Genomic DNA, 16,812 nt, shown 5'->3' with positions numbered 1-16,812 from the left:
GACGGCCTCCCATTTTAATTATTCTTCTATTACTTTTTTAGCTATCTCAGTATTAACAAGTGTTTTGTGATCTACTACTTCCGGAAGTTCACCAGCTTCGTCCATGATACCCTGGAGATTGTTCCATTCTTCTTCATCGAGGATGGGGTCAGCAGCAAAGGAGCCTTGCTCTTTATAGCGGTCTACTACTGTACTAATAAGTTCAAGGTCTGTATCTGGGAAATAGGATTGAATAGCCTCAGCCACTTCATCAGAACTATGTGTTTCAACCCATTGCTGTGCCTTGTAAACGGCTCTTGTGAATTTTTCTACGATATCTTGGTTTTCTTTCATGTAGCTATCTTTTGTCATGAAGGTTGTATAAGGGACATGCCCTGATTCTGTTCCAAAGGAAGCGATAATATGTCCTTTTCCTTCTTTTTCAAAAATACTTGCTTGAGGTTCAAATAACTGAACAAAGTCGCCTGTTCCAGAAGCGAAGGCACTGGCAATGTTTGCAAAATCTATATTTTGAATAAGATTTAAATCCAGATGAGGATCGATACCATGTTTCTTAAGAACAAATTCACCAACCATCTGCGGCATACCGCCAGTACGCTGTCCTAAAAACGTAGACCCTTTTAATAGATCCCATGAGAAATTATCAATTTTTTCCCTTGAAACAAGGAAGGTACCGTCTGTTTGCGTTAATTGCGCAAAGTTAATGACAGGATCATTCGAATCCTGGGCGTACACATAAATAGATGTCTCAGAGCCTACCAGGGCGATGTCGGCACCGCCTGATAACAAAGCAGTCATGGTTTTATCACCGCCAAAGGCTGTTGATAGTTCAACATCTAAACCTTCTTCTTCGAAAAATCCTTTTGCGATGGCAACATATTCAGGAGCATAGAAAATAGAACGGGTAACTTCCACTAATCGGACCTTTTCGATTTTCTCAGTGTCGGTTGTGTCATTAGCGTTACAAGCTGCAATTGAAAACATGAGAATCACAATGAGAAGAGCTGAAAAACCGAATTTAAACCATTTTTTCACACTAAAACCCCCTTTAGGTAAGGAAAAATCTGGGCTGTTTGCCTACCATATCGTATGATAAAGTAATTAATGTGTGAATGCCCAGTTACATCAATTTTTTGATGATTGAAATGAAAGGGTGAACTGTAAGGTGATCAAACCAAATGAAAAAATCATCGAGGCGTATCGATTCCCTTCACCCAATCCTCGTGTGGAATTATGGGAAATAACCTATCTATCTAATGGATTGAGAGTAAAAGGGTTGCTGGCAGAACCGAAAATGAAAAGAAGCTATGACGGCTTTTTATATTTGCGAGGAGGCATTAAAAACGTTGGAAAGGTAAGACCTTCTAGAATTGCACAATTTGCCTCTGAGGGATTCATCGTATTTGCTCCCTATTATCGAGGGAATCAAGGAGGGGAGGGGAATGAAGATTTTGCTGGAGAGGATAGACACGACGCATTTACAGCCTTTGAGCTATTAAGAACAATACCTGGGGTGAGAGATATCCATGTATTTGGTTTTTCCCGAGGTGGTGTAATGGCATTGATGACAGGAGTTGAGTTTCCTGAGGCAGCTTCCATTGTGACTTGGGGCGGAGTAAGTGACATGTTTTTAACATACGAAGAAAGAAAAGACTTACGGAAGATGCTAAAAAGGGTCATTGGCGGTACACCGGGGAAATATCCAACAAGATATGAGGAACGAACTCCTCTCTATGAGCTTGAAAGGATTAAAGCTCCTGTTCTCATCATCCACGGGGTAAAAGACCATAATGTATCCGTGGAGCATGCCTACAGACTTGAACGCAGACTTAGGATACTAGATAAGCAGGTGGAATCCTGGTATTTTGATGAGTATACTCACTACTTCCCTCCAGTGGTAAACAGAAAAATCGTGAAGGATTTATCGAAGTGGATGAAAAATCAAATCAAAAGATGATAAAATAAAGTAAGTCCAAAAGCTGAGGAGCGGATACATATGGGTATGCCCTTTGAGTTAAATACTTTGATTGTAACAAAAGGCAGAGAGAAGAGAGTAGAAGAAAACCTTTTCCAATTAGAAAAAGAAGGCTATAGACTTTATCCAATTGATATTCCAATTGATGTTAGAAAAACTCTTGAAAGCGATACGAGCGGAACAGCTGTGATTAAAAAAGTAGAATGGCAAAACAGCAGCACGATAATCACCTACCAATTAATTTCATTAAATTCCACGAATTAAAAAAATCGCCCTTATCGATTAACGATAAGGGCTTTCACTTTAAGCGATCGGACCGCCTTTTGATTCTATTTCTGCAGAGACCTTCGTGAATTTCTTGAAGTTTTCACGGAATTTACCTGCTAATTCTTTCGCTTTCATTTCATATGTCTGTGGGTCTACCCATGTTTTGCTTGGCTGCAAGACCTCATCAGGAACACCAGCAATGTGGAGTGGAATATTTAGACCGAAAATATCGTCTCTAACTGTTTCAACTAGGTTTAGTTCTCCTTCAAGTGCAGCCTGAATCATAGCTCTTGTGTAGGATAGCTTCATCCGGCTGCCGACTCCGTATTCCCCGCCAGTCCAGCCAGTATTCACTAAAAAGACATTAGCATTATGCTCAAGAATTTTTTCACCTAGCATTTCGGCATAACGTGTTGCAGGCAAAGGTAGAAATGGTGCACCAAAGCATGTTGAGAAGGTTGCTTCAGGTGATGTAACACCACGCTCTGTACCTGCTAATTTTGATGTATAGCCGCTTAAGAAATGATACATGGCTTGCTCTTTCGTTAATTTTGAGATTGGAGGCAGTACACCAAATGCATCGGCTGTTAAAAAGACAATGGTATTCGGATGGCCTGCAATACTTGGCTTCACAATATTATCAATCGCTTCAATCGGATAGGCTGCCCGTGTATTTTCAGTTAGTGTCGCATCGTCATAGTCTGCAATTCTAGTTTCCGGATTAAGCACAACATTTTCAAGTACAGAACCAAAACGGATGGCATCGAAGATTTGTGGTTCTTTTTCACGAGATAAATTAATGGTTTTTGCATAGCAGCCACCTTCAATATTGAAGACGCCGTTTGACGACCAACCATGCTCATCATCACCAATTAAGCGACGTTTAGGGTCTGCAGATAAGGTGGTTTTACCTGTCCCAGAAAGGCCAAAGAACAGAGCAACATCACCTTCAACACCAATATTTGACGAACAATGCATGGAGAAAATATTATTCTCAGGCAATAGGTAATTCATAATTGAAAAAATGGACTTTTTCATTTCACCTGCATATTCAGTTCCACCAATTAATATCGTACGTTTCTCAAAAGAGATGATAATAAAGGTTTCAGACTTTGTTCCATCAACGGCAGGATTTGCTTTGAAGTTTGGAGCAGAAATCACGTTGAAACCGGCTTTATGTGTCAGTAATTCTTCTGCATTTGGGCGGATAAACAATTGATGCGCAAATAGATTATGCCATGCAAATTCATTCACAACTTGAATTGGCAATTGTGTCTTTTTATCTGCACCCGCAAAACCTTTAAACACAAATATTTCTTCTTTTTCTTTTAAGTAGTCTAAAACTTTATGATAGAGGTTGTTAAAAACATCTTCCGAAATTGGCTGGTTTAATTGACCCCAATCGATTTTATCCTTTATAGATTCTTCCATTACAATAAATTTGTCTTGTGGAGATCGTCCTGTATATTTACCTGTAGATACACTAATGGCACCAGTAGAGGTTAATTTTCCTTCATTCCTTGATAAGACTTTTTCCACTAATTGAGGTACTGACAATTGAATGTGAACATTATTTTCTTCTAACAATTGACTTAATTCATTTGGAACATATACGGAATTCATCAGAGAAAACCCTTCCTTTTTTGGTTTTTAATATTCAATATATTTACGAATAGTATAACACATTGAACTGAATAGTCTATACTAATTAGCGAAATTAGGTTGTATTATTTACTATAATGTAGAAGTGGGAAAAATTCATACTTTTACCCTTAATTTGCTAAAAAAATTATTGACAATGTTCGACATGTTCAAGTATGATTTTAATTTGAACGGATACTCTCTTATCCTGAGCTGGTGGAGGGACAGGCCCTATGAAACCCAGCAACCTGCTTTATGAGAAATGGATCGCATATTCGATTCAATTCTCAAGTGCGAAGGTGCTAATCTGACGCAAGGCTTTGACCTTGAACGATAAGAGTGAAAGGCCCGGAACAACCTTTCCTCAAGTGGTAAGGTTTTTTGTTTTGTATAAGACCTTTTATTTAATGTGCTAATAAAGGCTCTTTTCTTATACTTTGCTGCTATTGTAGATTGAGGCCCTTGTTGAGCAATGAATTGTTGCAAAAGAATTTTCATTGTAAGAAAAGAGCTGCAACCTTAATCTCAAGCACAAAAATAAATTGTTCCGCGTTAAAATCGGATTAGGATTTTAACAACAATTTTATGAAAATAGCCTTAATAAAAATCCTTTGTTTATTTCATACTAAGGGAATGAGTACCGTATCAATAATGTCAGTGGTTCAAGAAGTATTCCTGTAACCTTCATGTGAACCTTGATTTATCTCATAATATAGGAGGAAATCAGATGTCAAGAAACGCACGTTTGTTCACTTCTGAATCAGTAACGGAAGGTCATCCAGATAAAATCTGTGACCAAATTTCTGATTCGATTTTAGATGCAATTTTAGCAAAGGATGCAAATGCTCGAGTTGCTTGTGAAACTTCTGTAACAACTGGTTTAGTTTTAGTTGCAGGGGAAATTACTACATCTACTTACGTTGATATTCCAAAAATCGTTCGTGAAACGGTGAAGGGTATCGGGTACGATCGTGCTAAATATGGTTTTGATTCCGAGACCTGTGCAGTATTAACCTCAATCGGTGAACAAAGTCCTGACATCGCAATGGGTGTTGATCAGGCACTTGAGGCACGTGAAGGACTAATGTCTGATGAAGAAATCGAAGCAATTGGAGCAGGGGACCAAGGCTTAATGTTTGGTTTTGCTTGTAATGAAACAAATGAGCTTATGCCTCTTCCAATCTCTCTTGCACATAAGCTTGCTCGTAAGTTAACAGAGGTAAGAAAAGATAAAGTTCTTGAATACCTTCGTCCCGATGGAAAAACTCAAGTAACCGTTGAGTATGATGAAAATGATAAGCCTGTTCGAATTGATACGATTGTCATTTCAACTCAGCATAATCCAGAGGTAACATTGGAGCAAATCCAACGTAACTTGAAGGAATATGTTATTAATCCAGTGGTACCAAAGGAATTAATCGATGAAAATACAAAATACTTTATCAACCCAACAGGACGTTTCGTTATTGGCGGACCTCAAGGGGATGCTGGTTTAACAGGACGTAAAATCATTGTTGATACATATGGCGGATATGCTCGTCATGGCGGAGGTGCTTTCTCCGGTAAGGATCCTACAAAGGTTGACCGTTCTGCGGCCTATGCAGCACGTTATGTTGCGAAGAATATTGTAGCAGCAGGACTTGCTGATAAAGTTGAAGTACAGCTTGCCTATGCAATTGGTGTAGCAAGACCCGTTTCAATTGCTGTTGATACATTTGGTACTGGCAAAGTGAGCGAAGATGTATTAGTTGAACTGGTAGGTTCAAACTTTGACCTTCGTCCTGCTGGAATCATTAAAATGTTGGATCTTCGCCGCCCAATCTATAAACAAACAGCTGCATATGGTCATTTTGGCCGTACTGATGTTGATCTTCCTTGGGAGCGTACAGACAAAGCAGACACTTTGCGTCAACAAGCAAATATTTAACCAAAATACAGGGGAGTTGCATTTTACATGTAACTCTCTTTTTCATTTAGTCGTCTAAGTTTAGGGCAATGTGTTTATGTAAAAACTGTTTATACCTGAATTTTCCTACCTTTCACACTGCCATTTTTCAAATAATAGTGGTAGGATAAGAGAGTATGTTTTTTAGATTGGATATTTAGATTGGAGTAGGTGACGTACATAATGTGTGGTTTTATTGGTTGTGTACACGACAAGGAACAAAACTATCGTGATGAACAAAAACAACAATTCAAAAATATGAACGATATTATTACCCATCGTGGACCTGATGATGATGGCTTTTTTTATGATGATCATATTCAATTTGGCTTTCGCCGTTTAAGTATTATTGATATTGAATGTGGACATCAGCCATTAACATATGAAAATGAGCGTTATTGGATTATTTTTAACGGTGAGGTTTACAACTACGTAGAACTTCGTGAAGAATTGCTCAAAGAGGGCTTACAGTTTGCCACAAATTCAGATACAGAAGTCATTATTGCTCTATACAGCCATTTGAAAGAAAAGGCGGTAGAAAAATTACGCGGGATGTTTGCCTTTACGATTTGGGATAAACAAGAACAGACACTATTTGGTGCCAGAGACCCATTTGGGATTAAACCATACTTTTATTTTGTGGATGAAGAGAGAACATTCTTTGCTTCTGAGAAAAAGAGTATCCTTTTAGCCCTTGAAAATGATGTTTTAGACTATGATTCACTTCAGCACTATTTGACTTATCAGTTTGTCCCTGAGCCTAATACGATGTCTAAAGGTATTCATAAGTTGGAGCCAGGACATTATTTTACGAAAAAGATTGGCTCGCCAATGGAGATCAAAAGGTATTGGAAAGCGCATTTTAACCCGATCCAAAAATCAGAGTCAGATTTTATTAAAGAAATACAAGATGTGTTAATAGATTCAGTAAAAATGCATATGAGAAGTGATGTTCCGGTCGGTTCTTTTCTTTCAGGCGGAATAGATTCTTCGATTATTGCATCCATTGCGAAACAATTTCACCCAGCTATTAAGACGTTTTCTGTTGGTTTCGAGTACCAGGGATTCAGTGAAATCGATGTAGCAAAGGAAACAGCAGAAAAGTTGGGTGTAGAAAATATCAGCTATGTGATAACACCACAGGAATACATGAATGAACTTCCGAAAATCATGTGGCATATGGATGATCCCCTTGCTGACCCTGCCTGCATCCCGCTTTACTTTGTTGCGCGTGAAGCAAGGAAGCATGTAACCGTCGTTCTTTCTGGTGAAGGGGCTGATGAATTGTTTGGCGGCTACAATATTTACCGGGAGCCGCAGGATTTAGAAATGTTTAATAAAATCCCAAGAGTAGGAAAAGTATTGTTAAAAGGGATTGCGAACATGATGCCTGAGGGAATGAAGGGTAAAAGCTTTATTGAACGTGGTGTAACTCCTATGGAGGAACGCTATATTGGCAATGCGAAAATGTTCACTGAGGAAGAAAAGAGAGAAGTGCTTTCTGTCTATCGTGAAGGCTTACATTACACAGATATCACTAAACCGCTTTATAAAGAATCAAGGGGCTATGATCCTGTTGACACCATGCAATACATTGATATTCATACTTGGATGCGCGGGGATATTCTTTTGAAGGCTGATAAAATGACGATGGCGCATTCATTAGAGCTTCGTGTTCCATTTTTGGATAAAGTAGTGTTTGATACAGCGTCCAAAATTCCAACGAGCTTGAAAACGGCTAATGGTACGACAAAGTATATCTTGCGAAAGGCTGCTGAAGGAATTGTCCCTGAGCATGTATTAAACCGTAAGAAACTTGGTTTCCCAGTGCCAATTCGCCATTGGCTGAAGAACGAAATGAATGAGTGGGCAAAAACAATTATTCGCGAAAGCAGTACAGAGCATTTAATCAATAAATCTTATGTTTTAAAACTTCTTGAGGATCATTGCCAAGGAAAAGCTGATAACAGCCGTAAAATCTGGACCGTTCTTATTTTTATGATTTGGCATCAAGTATATGTAGAAGGCAAGTATTCCTTTTCAGGACAAAAAGAACTGCTGACAATGAAACATTAAGATAAGAAGAAAGCACCCATAAAAAATTTATGGGTGCTTTTCTATACTATTATTTTTGTAATGACTTATAATATTGAGCTTTTTCTGCATATTCTGTATAAATCCTGTTCATTTCACTAATGTCATGTTCATTTAATTCTCTAATAACTTTTGCTGGTCTGCCAAATGCTAATGTATTAGGAGGAATTTTTTTACCTTGCGGCACGAGACTGCCTGCACCTATAAAGGCTCCTTCTCCGATTTCGGCCTGATCTAGAATAATCGAACCCATCCCGATTAAAGCCTTTTTACGAATAATGCAGCTATGGAGAATAACCTGATGTCCAACCGTTACTTCATCCTCTAAAATCAATGGATTATTCGGGCTTTGGTGCAATACAGAGTTGTCTTGAATATTTACTTTTTTCCCAATTACAGTAGGTGCGACATCTCCTCGAATGACGGAGTTAAACCAGACGCTCGATTCCTCGCCTATTTCAACATCACCTGTAATAGTAGTAAAATCTGCAAGGAATGCAGAATCTGCAATTTTTGGATACTTTCCTTTGTAGGGATAGATCATATTCGTCGCTCCTTTTTGACTGAAATACATATTCAATTTAATATTATACTAAATAGAATATTTTTCTAGGGGGAAAAACTATGTGGAAGTGGGAAGCAGAAGGGGAAGCGAAGGCTGTGATTGTGATGGTTCATGGTGCAATGGAACATCATCGACGGTACGGCTGGCTCATTGAAATGTGGCGCAGGTCCGGATTTCATGTCATCATGGGTGATCTTCCTGGGCAGGGTATGACAACAAGATCCCGCAGGGGCCATATAGATTCTTTTGATGAGTATCTAAGTGAAGTGAAAGATTGGATTAAAGCAGCATATCGTTATGAATTGCCTGTTTTTTTGTTAGGGCATAGTATGGGAGGATTAATTGCTATTCGGTTGCTACAGGAAGAAAAAATGGACTTAGCTGGAGTCATTCTCTCTTCTCCGTGTCTCGGACTTATGCAATCACCATCCAAATTTTTAGATTTACTATCACATGGAATTAATGTGGTTTTTCCTTCTTTTCGAATGAATTCAGGAATAACGGTTGATATGGCCACCCGCAACAAGGATGTTATAGAGGCAGATGCCGATGATACTCTCTACATAACAAAAGTCTCTGTTAGATGGTACCGTGAATTAGTTGAGGCCATGAAAGAGGCATTTCTGTCTATTGAAGGCACCAAGGATGTGCCGATGCTGGTCATGCAAGCCGGCGATGATAAAATTGTTAATAAAGCTCCTGTTAAGGAGTGGTTCAACCATGCACCTTTATCAGAAAAAAGGTTTAAAGAATGGCCAAAGCATTATCATGAAATTTTTAATGAATCAGAACGGGAAGATATATTTGAATACGCGAGGGATTTTGTCATCAGCCAACTAAAAGCAATAGGTTATATTGTTTAAGTAGGCATGTTTTCAAAGATTGTTGTTAAAATCTTAAAGCCGATTTTAACGTGAAAATAGTTATTTTGCTTTTGAATTTAGTTTGCAGGCTCATTTCTTATATATTTTGTGTTCAAAAAGTAACAAAGTATAAGAAAAGAGCCTCTAAGAAAGGAAAGAGGAACTCTCCATGATGCCAATTAGACTCATGTCAAAGGTATATCGTCGAATTATTCCAGCTGTTCATCAAGAACTTGGGTATTGGAGGTCCCGGGCAGAAAGCATCCCTAATGAGGAGCTTAGGACACAGGCTCTGGCGAGTATTGAACATAAAACCTTTCACTGTGAGGGCGGAGGTATTCTAGCTTTATCCGCGATTGATGAGTATAAGAAAGCAGTGAAATTTATTGTTGCCTATCAAACCATTAGTGATTACTTAGATAATCTTTGTGACCGAAGTACCTCGCTTGATCCCGAGGATTTTGCAGCCCTCCATGAATCTATGCATGATGCGCTTACATTAGAAAGCCAGCCTAAGAACTATTACCGGTTCCGTGAGGATCAAAACGATGGCGGTTATTTAAATGATTTAGCGAAAACGTGCAGATCTGTATTAAATGAAGTGGAACATTATCCTTTAATAAAAGAATATCTTTTGGAGCTTTGCGAATATTATTGCAACCTGCAAATCCACAAGCATGTGATTCAAGAAGAACGTGTACCCAGACTGGAAAAATGGTTTGCAGACCATCAAAGTAACCTGCCGGAGATGGAATGGTATGAGTTTTCTGCCTGCTCGGGTTCCACTTTGGGGATATTCTGTCTTATTTCTTATGCAATGAGAGAAGATTTTCGTGCGGAGGATGGAGAAAATATTCGGAAAGGTTATTTTCCTTACATACAGGGGCTTCATATTTTATTAGATTATTTTATCGACCAAGAAGAAGATCGAGAAGGCGGCGACTTGAATTTTTGTTTTTATTATGAAAACCCAGAAACCCTTTTTAAACGTTTAAAACATTTTGTCAGTGAAGCAGACAGACATACGGAGTTCCTGCCGCATAAAAAATTCCATCAGCTTATTAATCGAGGATTATTAGGGATTTACTTATCGGATGGAAAGGTTCGCAAACAGAAGAATATCCGAAAATTAGCAAAGGGGATTATTAAGACTGGCGGCATGATTAGCTATTTCTTCTATATCAATGGACTAGCCTATCGTTCTGTACAAAAATGGATTCCCTCATTGTTTACCAGACTTTCGTAAAAAAAGGTAAACCAAGCCAAAGCAGCCTGGTTTACCTTTTTTCAATTGCAATGATAAAAGGGGGATTATTTTGTTGATTGACAAACTGATACTGTAGAACATGTGCCTTCTTTTGATCAATGTCCTGACAATACGTCAATAAAGCATCGCGCTCAACAGCACCCTCGGTGTGACCGTGGTAAATCACAAGGATAATGATTCCTTCTGGAGCCATTATCTCAAGCAATTGTTGTATTGCAGATATGGTGGTTTCTGGTTTTGTAACAATTGCTTTATCACTTCCAGGCAAATACCCTAAGTTAAAAATCGCTGCCGTTACCGTACCATGGTGTTCATCAGGGATTAGCTTAAAAAGCTGTTCGTGACCTGCATGAAAAATAGTGACTCGATCAGCCAGACCATGTTTCTTCAGTCTTTCCGTGCTGGTACGAATGGCCTCCTCCTGGACATCAAATCCATACAATCTACCGCTAGGACCAATAAGACCAGCTAGGAAGACTGTATCATGACCATTGCCCAAAGTAGCATCAACAACCACTCCGCCGCTAGTAATAGCTTTTTCAAGTAATTTCTTTGCGAATGGAAGGATTCGATCTAGCTTCATGGTTAGTTCCTCACGGTCCTATCTTGATAATATTTTCCTTGATAGCTGTTTCTACTTTTTAGCTCGGCATCAATGGAATTAAGTACTTCCCACTTATTCACACTCCACATCGGTCCTACCATTAAATCAATCGGTCCATCACCTGTAATTCGGTGAACAATCATTTCCGGCGGTAAAATTTCTAATTGATCACATACTAAATTGACATAATCCTCTTGAGAAAGAAATTCGAGCATTCCTTTTTCATACTGTTTAACCATTGGCGTTCCTTTTAGTAAGTGAAGCAAATGAATTTTGATTCCTTGAACATCAAGCTTTGCAACTTCTCTGGCACTTTCCATCATCATTTCATTTGATTCAAGAGGTAATCCATTGATAATGTGAGAGCAAATCCGGATTCCATGTTTTCTAAGCTTATTTACACCTTCAACATAACATTGGAAATCGTGGGCACGATTGATTAATAATGCTGTCCGTTCATGTACTGTTTGCAAGCCAAGTTCAACCCATAGATAAGTTCTCTTGTTTAACTCAGCTAGATATTCAACAACATCGTCTGGGAGACAATCAGGGCGAGTAGCAATCGATAATCCAACGACACCCTCCTGCTTGAGAACTCTCTCAAACTTTTCACGGAGAACCTCAACCGGTGCATGGGTATTCGTATAGGCTTGGAAGTAGGCCATGTACTTGCCGTCTTTCCATTTAGTATGCATTTTTTCCTTGATTTCAAGGAATTGTGTTTCTAAATCATCGGTACGGTCACCGGCAAAATCACCAGAACCAGCTGCGCTGCAAAAAGTACACCCGCCGTGAGCAACCGTACCATCACGGTTTGGACAATCAAAACCGCCATCTAAAGCAACCTTAAAAACTTTATGGCCAAATTGCTGGCGCAGGTGATAATTCCATGTATGATAACGTTTATCGTCAGTAGCATATGGAAAAGGGTTGGTCTGAGTCAAATCAGAAACCTCCTTTTTTTAATTTTCAACATAACTTACATTTTAACATGAAAAGAAGGGCTTATCCATTTGTAATAAATGTATATGATCTAGCTCCAGCGCCTAGGGGCTCGGGGTCATAAGTCAATCCGTCAAGAAGGTTAAAGAACGTAACCTTCCTGCCGGCTCGCCTTATGCCTGTCGCCCCTGGGAAAAAATGAACTGCTTTTTTCCTTGAACAAGGCGCCTCCGCTTTTCAAATTTGGTAGTAATTATCAATCATTTAATGTAATAGGAAAATGCAGAGAGAACAAAATAACAAATGAAGCAATTCGCTTCACGTATTTTTGGCACCAAAATAAAGGGGGTCAACAATGGCTACTCGTGATTCAATGGATAATTTAATTCAGCAGTGTGAGGATACAATTCGCTATGCGAAAGAACAGTTTGAAACAAGCAGCCTTCAAGAGCATTACAATAATGATGACTATACCAAGGCCTTACAGGATCTTGAACAAACCTATCAGGATATTGCAAAAATGGCTCATAGTGCGAATTCTCAGCAGCGGGATCAACTCCATCGTATGAGATTACAAATACAGCAGCTTCAAAACACCATGATATTAGAGGGGCAGACTTATACAGGAGGAAACCCAACTTGAAAAAGCGCTCGAAAAAAAATAACCCAGAACAAAAGACAAGAAATGGCAGCAATAATCAAGATCTCGAGTTAGGTCAGGATTTCGACCTTGTAAAACAAGCAAAAAAGCAATATGAAAAATCAGGCGGTCAGCCAGTCAAATCAAAATTTCACCAAGAAAAAAATCAATCATCTTAATACATTTATTTGACCTTCGACATTTGTTGAAGGTCTTTTTATATTTAAAAGTCCTAATAACACCTTGAAAATAAGGTAAAATTCCAGTTCACAAATTAGAAATAACTCAATATGTTTTTGTGATTTTGGTCACAGAATACGTTGGGCTAATTTGCGATAAATAAGATAAAGAAATTCCGCACTATATATTTTTTTAAGATTGATTGTGAACGCATTCACAAATTCTTCACAAATAAGAAGGGAAGTAAGAATGATGAAAAAATTACTAATTAACATAAATTTTTTCCTATATTTACTGCTGCTAATAAACCCTTTAATGATCGCAGCAGAAGAAAATAAAAACACCTTAAGTATGGAAGAACTTGCAATAAAAATAATGCCTGAATTTGCCTACCACCCAAATGATGTCAAAAAAGAGCATCCGCCATTACTAATCGGCTATCAAGGAACCATGCGCAATCAATCTGAACAGCCACAAATAGGGCAGATTGAAATCCCTCTTCCTATAGATGCTAAGAACTTCAGAATTGGATATGTTGCTGATTATTCAAGCGACTTATCCAAGGTGTATGAAATTGAGTACATACTAGATCTAGAAAAAAGAACTATTTCCTGGAAAACGAGTAAAGAAATTAAACCAAATGATGTTTATAAATTTGTTATTGAATTTTATACAGATAACATAATGGTTGAAAATGATAAGAAATCTTTGCCATACCAATTTAAAAGCTTTACGGATATTGGCTTATTCAATGTTTCGTTCATAGAGCCTATAAAGGCAGAAAAGGTCGCACTTGATCCAGCACCTGAAGAGAAAAACACTCACGGTGATGAAAAAGGAGTTCACTCCTATTTCTATCAAGGAATCAAGGCTGGAGAGGAAAAAAGCTTTACACTGACGTATGAACGAATAGAGACGACACCTACTGTTGAGATGATGGAGAAACAAGAACAACAACCGCTTGACACTATAGAGAATAAAAAAAGTCCTGCTATCCTTTCCGTTGCAGCAGTTAGTGGAATAGGTTTAATTGCTGCAGGTGCATTCGTTTTCTTAATGAGAAGAAAACGTCCACAGAGCTAGCCTAGTAAGAACATTCCTTTTGGCAATAAAGTGCTCATGTACTTTATTCAATAAATTAGAGAGAAAGATATAAATTATGGGAGGTGAAAGAATGTTAAAAAGAGGGTTAAAAAAATTGCTGGCAATTGATAAAAGGGTATTAGTTCTAGGCGCTCTTATCGCTGGCGTACTCTTTTCATTCGGGACAGTTAAGACAATGGCATACTTAGATTCACCAGGTTTTTGTCAAAACTGTCACACAATGAAGTCTGTGTATACATCATTTGTGGATTCGACTCATGCAGAATTGCAGTGTAACGACTGCCATTTGCCGCATGAAAGTGAGGTTGGAAAGTTATTTTTTAAAGGCCGTGCAGGGATGACACATATTTTCTACAACACACTGGGTACTGAAGATATACCAGATAGAATCTATGCGACAACACGAACATTAAGAGTCATCAATCAAAACTGTGCGGAGTGTCATAAGAGCACAATTGATAATGTCTCACATGACGCAAAGGAAAACTGTATGTCATGTCACCAAACCGTACCGCATGGAAGCGATTTTAAAGATGATAGTTACCATCAGCCACCTAAGTCCGGTGAGCTATTAAAGAATAAGGGAGGATTTTAAGCATGAATAGGTTCCGCTATGGGGCATCCCTCCTTCTACTAGTATTTGTTCTCATCATTACTGGCTGCAGCAATTCCAGTGACGGTGCAAGTGAAAAAACGGCAAGTGCTAAGGAAGCGAAGGGTACAACAGGCCTTTCTAAAGACGAGATAAGTAATGAGGCCTTTAAAGAGTTATTTCCACTTCAATATAATAGCTATATGAAGAATGAAAAAATGGAAGATACAAAGTACAATGGTTCTGAAAAACGCAGTAAATACGATCCAGATAAAGAACCTTTACTTCCAGTTCTTTTTAACGGCTATGGTTTTGCTACTGAATATAATGAAGACCGCGGGCACGTATATGCTCTTGAAGATATTCGTAATGTAAAGCGGATTACAGATAAATCAGTAGGTTCTTGTTATACTTGTAAATCAACGGCAGTACCTCAAATGATTGAAGAAATGGGCGACGATTACTGGGGAGCCAATTTTAATAAAGACATTTGGCCAAAAGGGGAAGCAATGGGACACTCACCAATTGGATGTTCTGATTGCCACGACCCCGAAACAATGGACTTACGCGTTACACGTCCAAGCTTTTACAAGGCTTTAGAAGCTCAGGGAGTTGATACTTCCAACCCAACGAAAAACGATATGCGCAGTTATGTTTGCGGACAGTGCCATGTGGAGTACCACTTCGCAGCAGATAACAGTGAAGTAACCTTTCCATGGAATAATGGTTTCAAACCTGAAGAGATGTATGAATATTATAATACAATTGCAAAAGAAGAAGGATTTGAAAAGGACTGGGTTCATAATATCTCAGGAACTCCAATGTTAAAAGCACAGCACCCTGAATTTGAAACCCATGCGAGCGGTACACATGGTAAGGCAAATGTTTCCTGTGCGGACTGTCATATGCCATATGAACGTGTAGATGGAAAAAGGAAAATCACCTCACACTATTGGACTTCACCGCTTAAAACGATGGATACGTCTTGCGGACAGTGTCATGGTGATAGAGATTTAGACAAATTAAAAGATCGTGTTATTGAAATCCAAGATGCAAACGTAAGTGCATTACATGAAGCACAGGATATTTCAACCACAGCTCACTATTACATTAACAAGATGATTACTTCTGGAGTCAGCCAAGACAAAATCAAGCAGGCTCAGGAATTTGTCCGTAAAGGTCAATGGTTCTGGGATATTGTAGCCGCTGAAAACTCTTCAGGCTTCCACAATCCACAAGGTTCAATGGATTCATTAAGAGAGTCAGTTGTACAATCCAATAATGCTATTCACCTTGCAACAGAAGAGTTAGTGAAAAAAGGTGTCAGCATCGAAGAGGTTAATTCTGAGATTGAGAAAGTAAAAACTGCTGTACAAGCTGAAGCTGTAAATGAGAATAAAAAGAATCATGCTATTAATAGCTACTTCCCTGCACAACAGCCAGTAGTGCCAGCAGTAAAAAAATAGACCCTTTCAACCATCTGCTTAATCGTCCCGCTAAGAAGGATTAAGTAACATCGTGAAAGAGTCCATAATGGTTTTGAAGAAAACACTGTTTCTCTTTTGGAGACAGTGTTTTCTTGTTATTATTGTGAACAAATCATGTCTAGCTGTCAATTAAACTTATCTGGTATTGGTCTAAAATTGGTGAAAATCAAATATTTTATAAGGAAGAATCCAATATGAAATAGGTGAGGATCATGTATGTTGTTCATTTTTTTGAAGACAAGATAGAACTATTAAATCAGCTTCTTGGAAGTGTTCCATCCGTCGGTGAAATGATTACCGTTAAAGGTCGTAAAGGGAAGGTCACTGATGTTAATCAGGTAGATGACAAACATGTACATGTACAGATTATGGTAGAGAAGGTAGTAGTTAAAAATAAGCCTACAGCAGCAGACCTAGCGAAGAGGAAAAAACGATAATTACACAAAGTCCTTTTTTATGAAGGGCTTTTTATTTTGTCGGATTGGCGTTTGATTCCCGAATAAGAGGGAAAAGTGGTTAGGCGGGAATCATTCGAGAGTAATGATTCCCAAACAAGTGGGAAAAGTGGTTAGACGGGAATCATTCGAGAGTAATGATTCCCAAACAAGTGGGAAAAGTGGTTAGGCGGGAATCATTCGAGAGTAAT

At 38.6% G+C, this 16,812-nt stretch carries 17 protein-coding genes and 1 riboswitch; of the genes, 12 read left to right on the top strand and 5 right to left on the bottom strand.

The features are described from left to right. Positions 1–18: 18 nt before the first annotated feature. Complete coding sequence (locus MLOOGBEN_RS20455; protein ID WP_368737811.1) at positions 19–1,035, bottom strand: ABC transporter substrate-binding protein; 1,017 nt, start codon at positions 1,033–1,035, stop codon at positions 19–21. Positions 1,036–1,165: 130 nt separating this feature from the next. Between MLOOGBEN_RS20455 and MLOOGBEN_RS20450 the strand changes: the two genes are divergently transcribed. Continuing rightward, complete coding sequence (locus MLOOGBEN_RS20450) at positions 1,166–1,957, top strand: alpha/beta hydrolase family protein (RefSeq protein WP_179160123.1); 792 nt, start codon at positions 1,166–1,168, stop codon at positions 1,955–1,957. Positions 1,958–1,996: 39 nt separating this feature from the next. Then, positions 1,997–2,239: a DUF2584 domain-containing protein gene (locus MLOOGBEN_RS20445; protein WP_179160122.1), complete on the top strand. Its 243-nt coding sequence runs from the start codon at positions 1,997–1,999 to the stop codon at positions 2,237–2,239. 39 nt (positions 2,240–2,278) lie between these two features. Here MLOOGBEN_RS20445 and pckA read toward each other — a convergent pair whose 3' ends face one another. After that, positions 2,279–3,865, bottom strand: coding sequence for a phosphoenolpyruvate carboxykinase (ATP) (pckA, locus tag MLOOGBEN_RS20440; protein WP_179160121.1), 1,587 nt, complete (start codon positions 3,863–3,865; stop codon positions 2,279–2,281). Between the two features lie 218 nt (positions 3,866–4,083). After that, positions 4,084–4,223: riboswitch (SAM riboswitch) on the top strand. A 387-nt stretch (positions 4,224–4,610) separates the two neighbouring features. On the opposite strand from pckA, the gene metK reads away from it, so the two are divergent. Then, positions 4,611–5,810: a methionine adenosyltransferase gene (metK, locus tag MLOOGBEN_RS20435; protein ID WP_179160120.1), complete on the top strand. Its 1,200-nt coding sequence runs from the start codon at positions 4,611–4,613 to the stop codon at positions 5,808–5,810. Between the two features lie 201 nt (positions 5,811–6,011). Beyond that, positions 6,012–7,904: an asparagine synthase (glutamine-hydrolyzing) gene (asnB, locus tag MLOOGBEN_RS20430; RefSeq protein WP_179160119.1), complete on the top strand. Its 1,893-nt coding sequence runs from the start codon at positions 6,012–6,014 to the stop codon at positions 7,902–7,904. 49 nt (positions 7,905–7,953) lie between these two features. Here the strand turns inward: asnB and MLOOGBEN_RS20425 are convergent, their stop codons facing one another. Further along, on the bottom strand, positions 7,954–8,466 hold the full coding sequence (locus MLOOGBEN_RS20425; RefSeq protein ID WP_179160118.1) for a gamma carbonic anhydrase: 513 nt from the start codon (positions 8,464–8,466) through the stop codon (positions 7,954–7,956). A gap of 80 nt (positions 8,467–8,546) precedes the next feature. Between MLOOGBEN_RS20425 and MLOOGBEN_RS20420 the strand changes: the two genes are divergently transcribed. Both MLOOGBEN_RS20420 and MLOOGBEN_RS20415 read left to right on the top strand, forming a co-directional pair. Continuing rightward, positions 8,547–9,350: an alpha/beta hydrolase gene (locus tag MLOOGBEN_RS20420; protein ID WP_179160117.1), complete on the top strand. Its 804-nt coding sequence runs from the start codon at positions 8,547–8,549 to the stop codon at positions 9,348–9,350. 169 nt (positions 9,351–9,519) lie between these two features. Next, the gene (locus MLOOGBEN_RS20415) at positions 9,520–10,596 is read left to right on the top strand and encodes a tetraprenyl-beta-curcumene synthase family protein (protein WP_179160116.1); all 1,077 of its coding nucleotides are present in this window, start codon (positions 9,520–9,522) and stop codon (positions 10,594–10,596) included. Positions 10,597–10,627: 31 nt separating this feature from the next. Here the strand turns inward: MLOOGBEN_RS20415 and mnmM are convergent, their stop codons facing one another. Next, on the bottom strand, positions 10,628–11,200 hold the full coding sequence (gene mnmM, locus MLOOGBEN_RS20410) for a tRNA 5-(aminomethyl)-2-thiouridylate-methyltransferase MnmM (RefSeq protein WP_179160115.1): 573 nt from the start codon (positions 11,198–11,200) through the stop codon (positions 10,628–10,630). Between the two features lie 2 nt (positions 11,201–11,202). Next, positions 11,203–12,165 (bottom strand): tRNA modification radical SAM protein MnmL/YtqA, encoded by a 963-nt coding sequence (mnmL, locus tag MLOOGBEN_RS20405; RefSeq protein ID WP_179160114.1) that lies wholly within the window; start codon positions 12,163–12,165, stop codon positions 11,203–11,205. Between the two features lie 353 nt (positions 12,166–12,518). Here mnmL and MLOOGBEN_RS20400 point away from each other — a divergent pair, with 353 nt between their 5' ends. The 6 genes from MLOOGBEN_RS20400 to MLOOGBEN_RS20375 all read left to right on the top strand — a co-directional run bounded on the left by MLOOGBEN_RS20400 (position 12,519) and on the right by MLOOGBEN_RS20375 (position 16,603). After that, positions 12,519–12,806: a YtzC family protein gene (locus tag MLOOGBEN_RS20400; protein WP_179160113.1), complete on the top strand. Its 288-nt coding sequence runs from the start codon at positions 12,519–12,521 to the stop codon at positions 12,804–12,806. Then, positions 12,803–12,982, top strand: a complete 180-nt coding sequence (locus MLOOGBEN_RS20395; RefSeq protein WP_095252078.1) for a glycogen biosynthesis protein GlgD — start codon at positions 12,803–12,805, stop codon at positions 12,980–12,982. Before MLOOGBEN_RS20400 ends, MLOOGBEN_RS20395 begins: the two co-directional genes overlap by 4 nt. 253 nt (positions 12,983–13,235) lie before the next feature. Further along, positions 13,236–14,066: a hypothetical protein gene (locus tag MLOOGBEN_RS20390; RefSeq protein ID WP_179160112.1), complete on the top strand. Its 831-nt coding sequence runs from the start codon at positions 13,236–13,238 to the stop codon at positions 14,064–14,066. A gap of 91 nt (positions 14,067–14,157) precedes the next feature. Then, positions 14,158–14,682: a cytochrome c3 family protein gene (locus MLOOGBEN_RS20385; RefSeq protein ID WP_179160111.1), complete on the top strand. Its 525-nt coding sequence runs from the start codon at positions 14,158–14,160 to the stop codon at positions 14,680–14,682. Positions 14,683–14,684: 2 nt separating this feature from the next. After that, on the top strand, positions 14,685–16,145 hold the full coding sequence (locus MLOOGBEN_RS20380; RefSeq protein ID WP_179160110.1) for an ammonia-forming cytochrome c nitrite reductase subunit c552: 1,461 nt from the start codon (positions 14,685–14,687) through the stop codon (positions 16,143–16,145). 233 nt (positions 16,146–16,378) lie between these two features. Then, a complete protein-coding gene (locus MLOOGBEN_RS20375) occupies positions 16,379–16,603 on the top strand; it encodes a hypothetical protein (protein WP_179160109.1) in 225 nt (74 codons plus the stop codon). Positions 16,604–16,812 lie beyond the last annotated feature (209 nt).

This window comes from Bacillus sp. EB106-08-02-XG196, from assembly GCF_013396335.1.
GTDB lineage: Bacteria > Bacillota > Bacilli > Bacillales > Cytobacillaceae > Neobacillus.
Note: the sequence above shows the minus strand (reverse complement) of the source record. Positions and strands in the feature narration are given on the sequence as shown.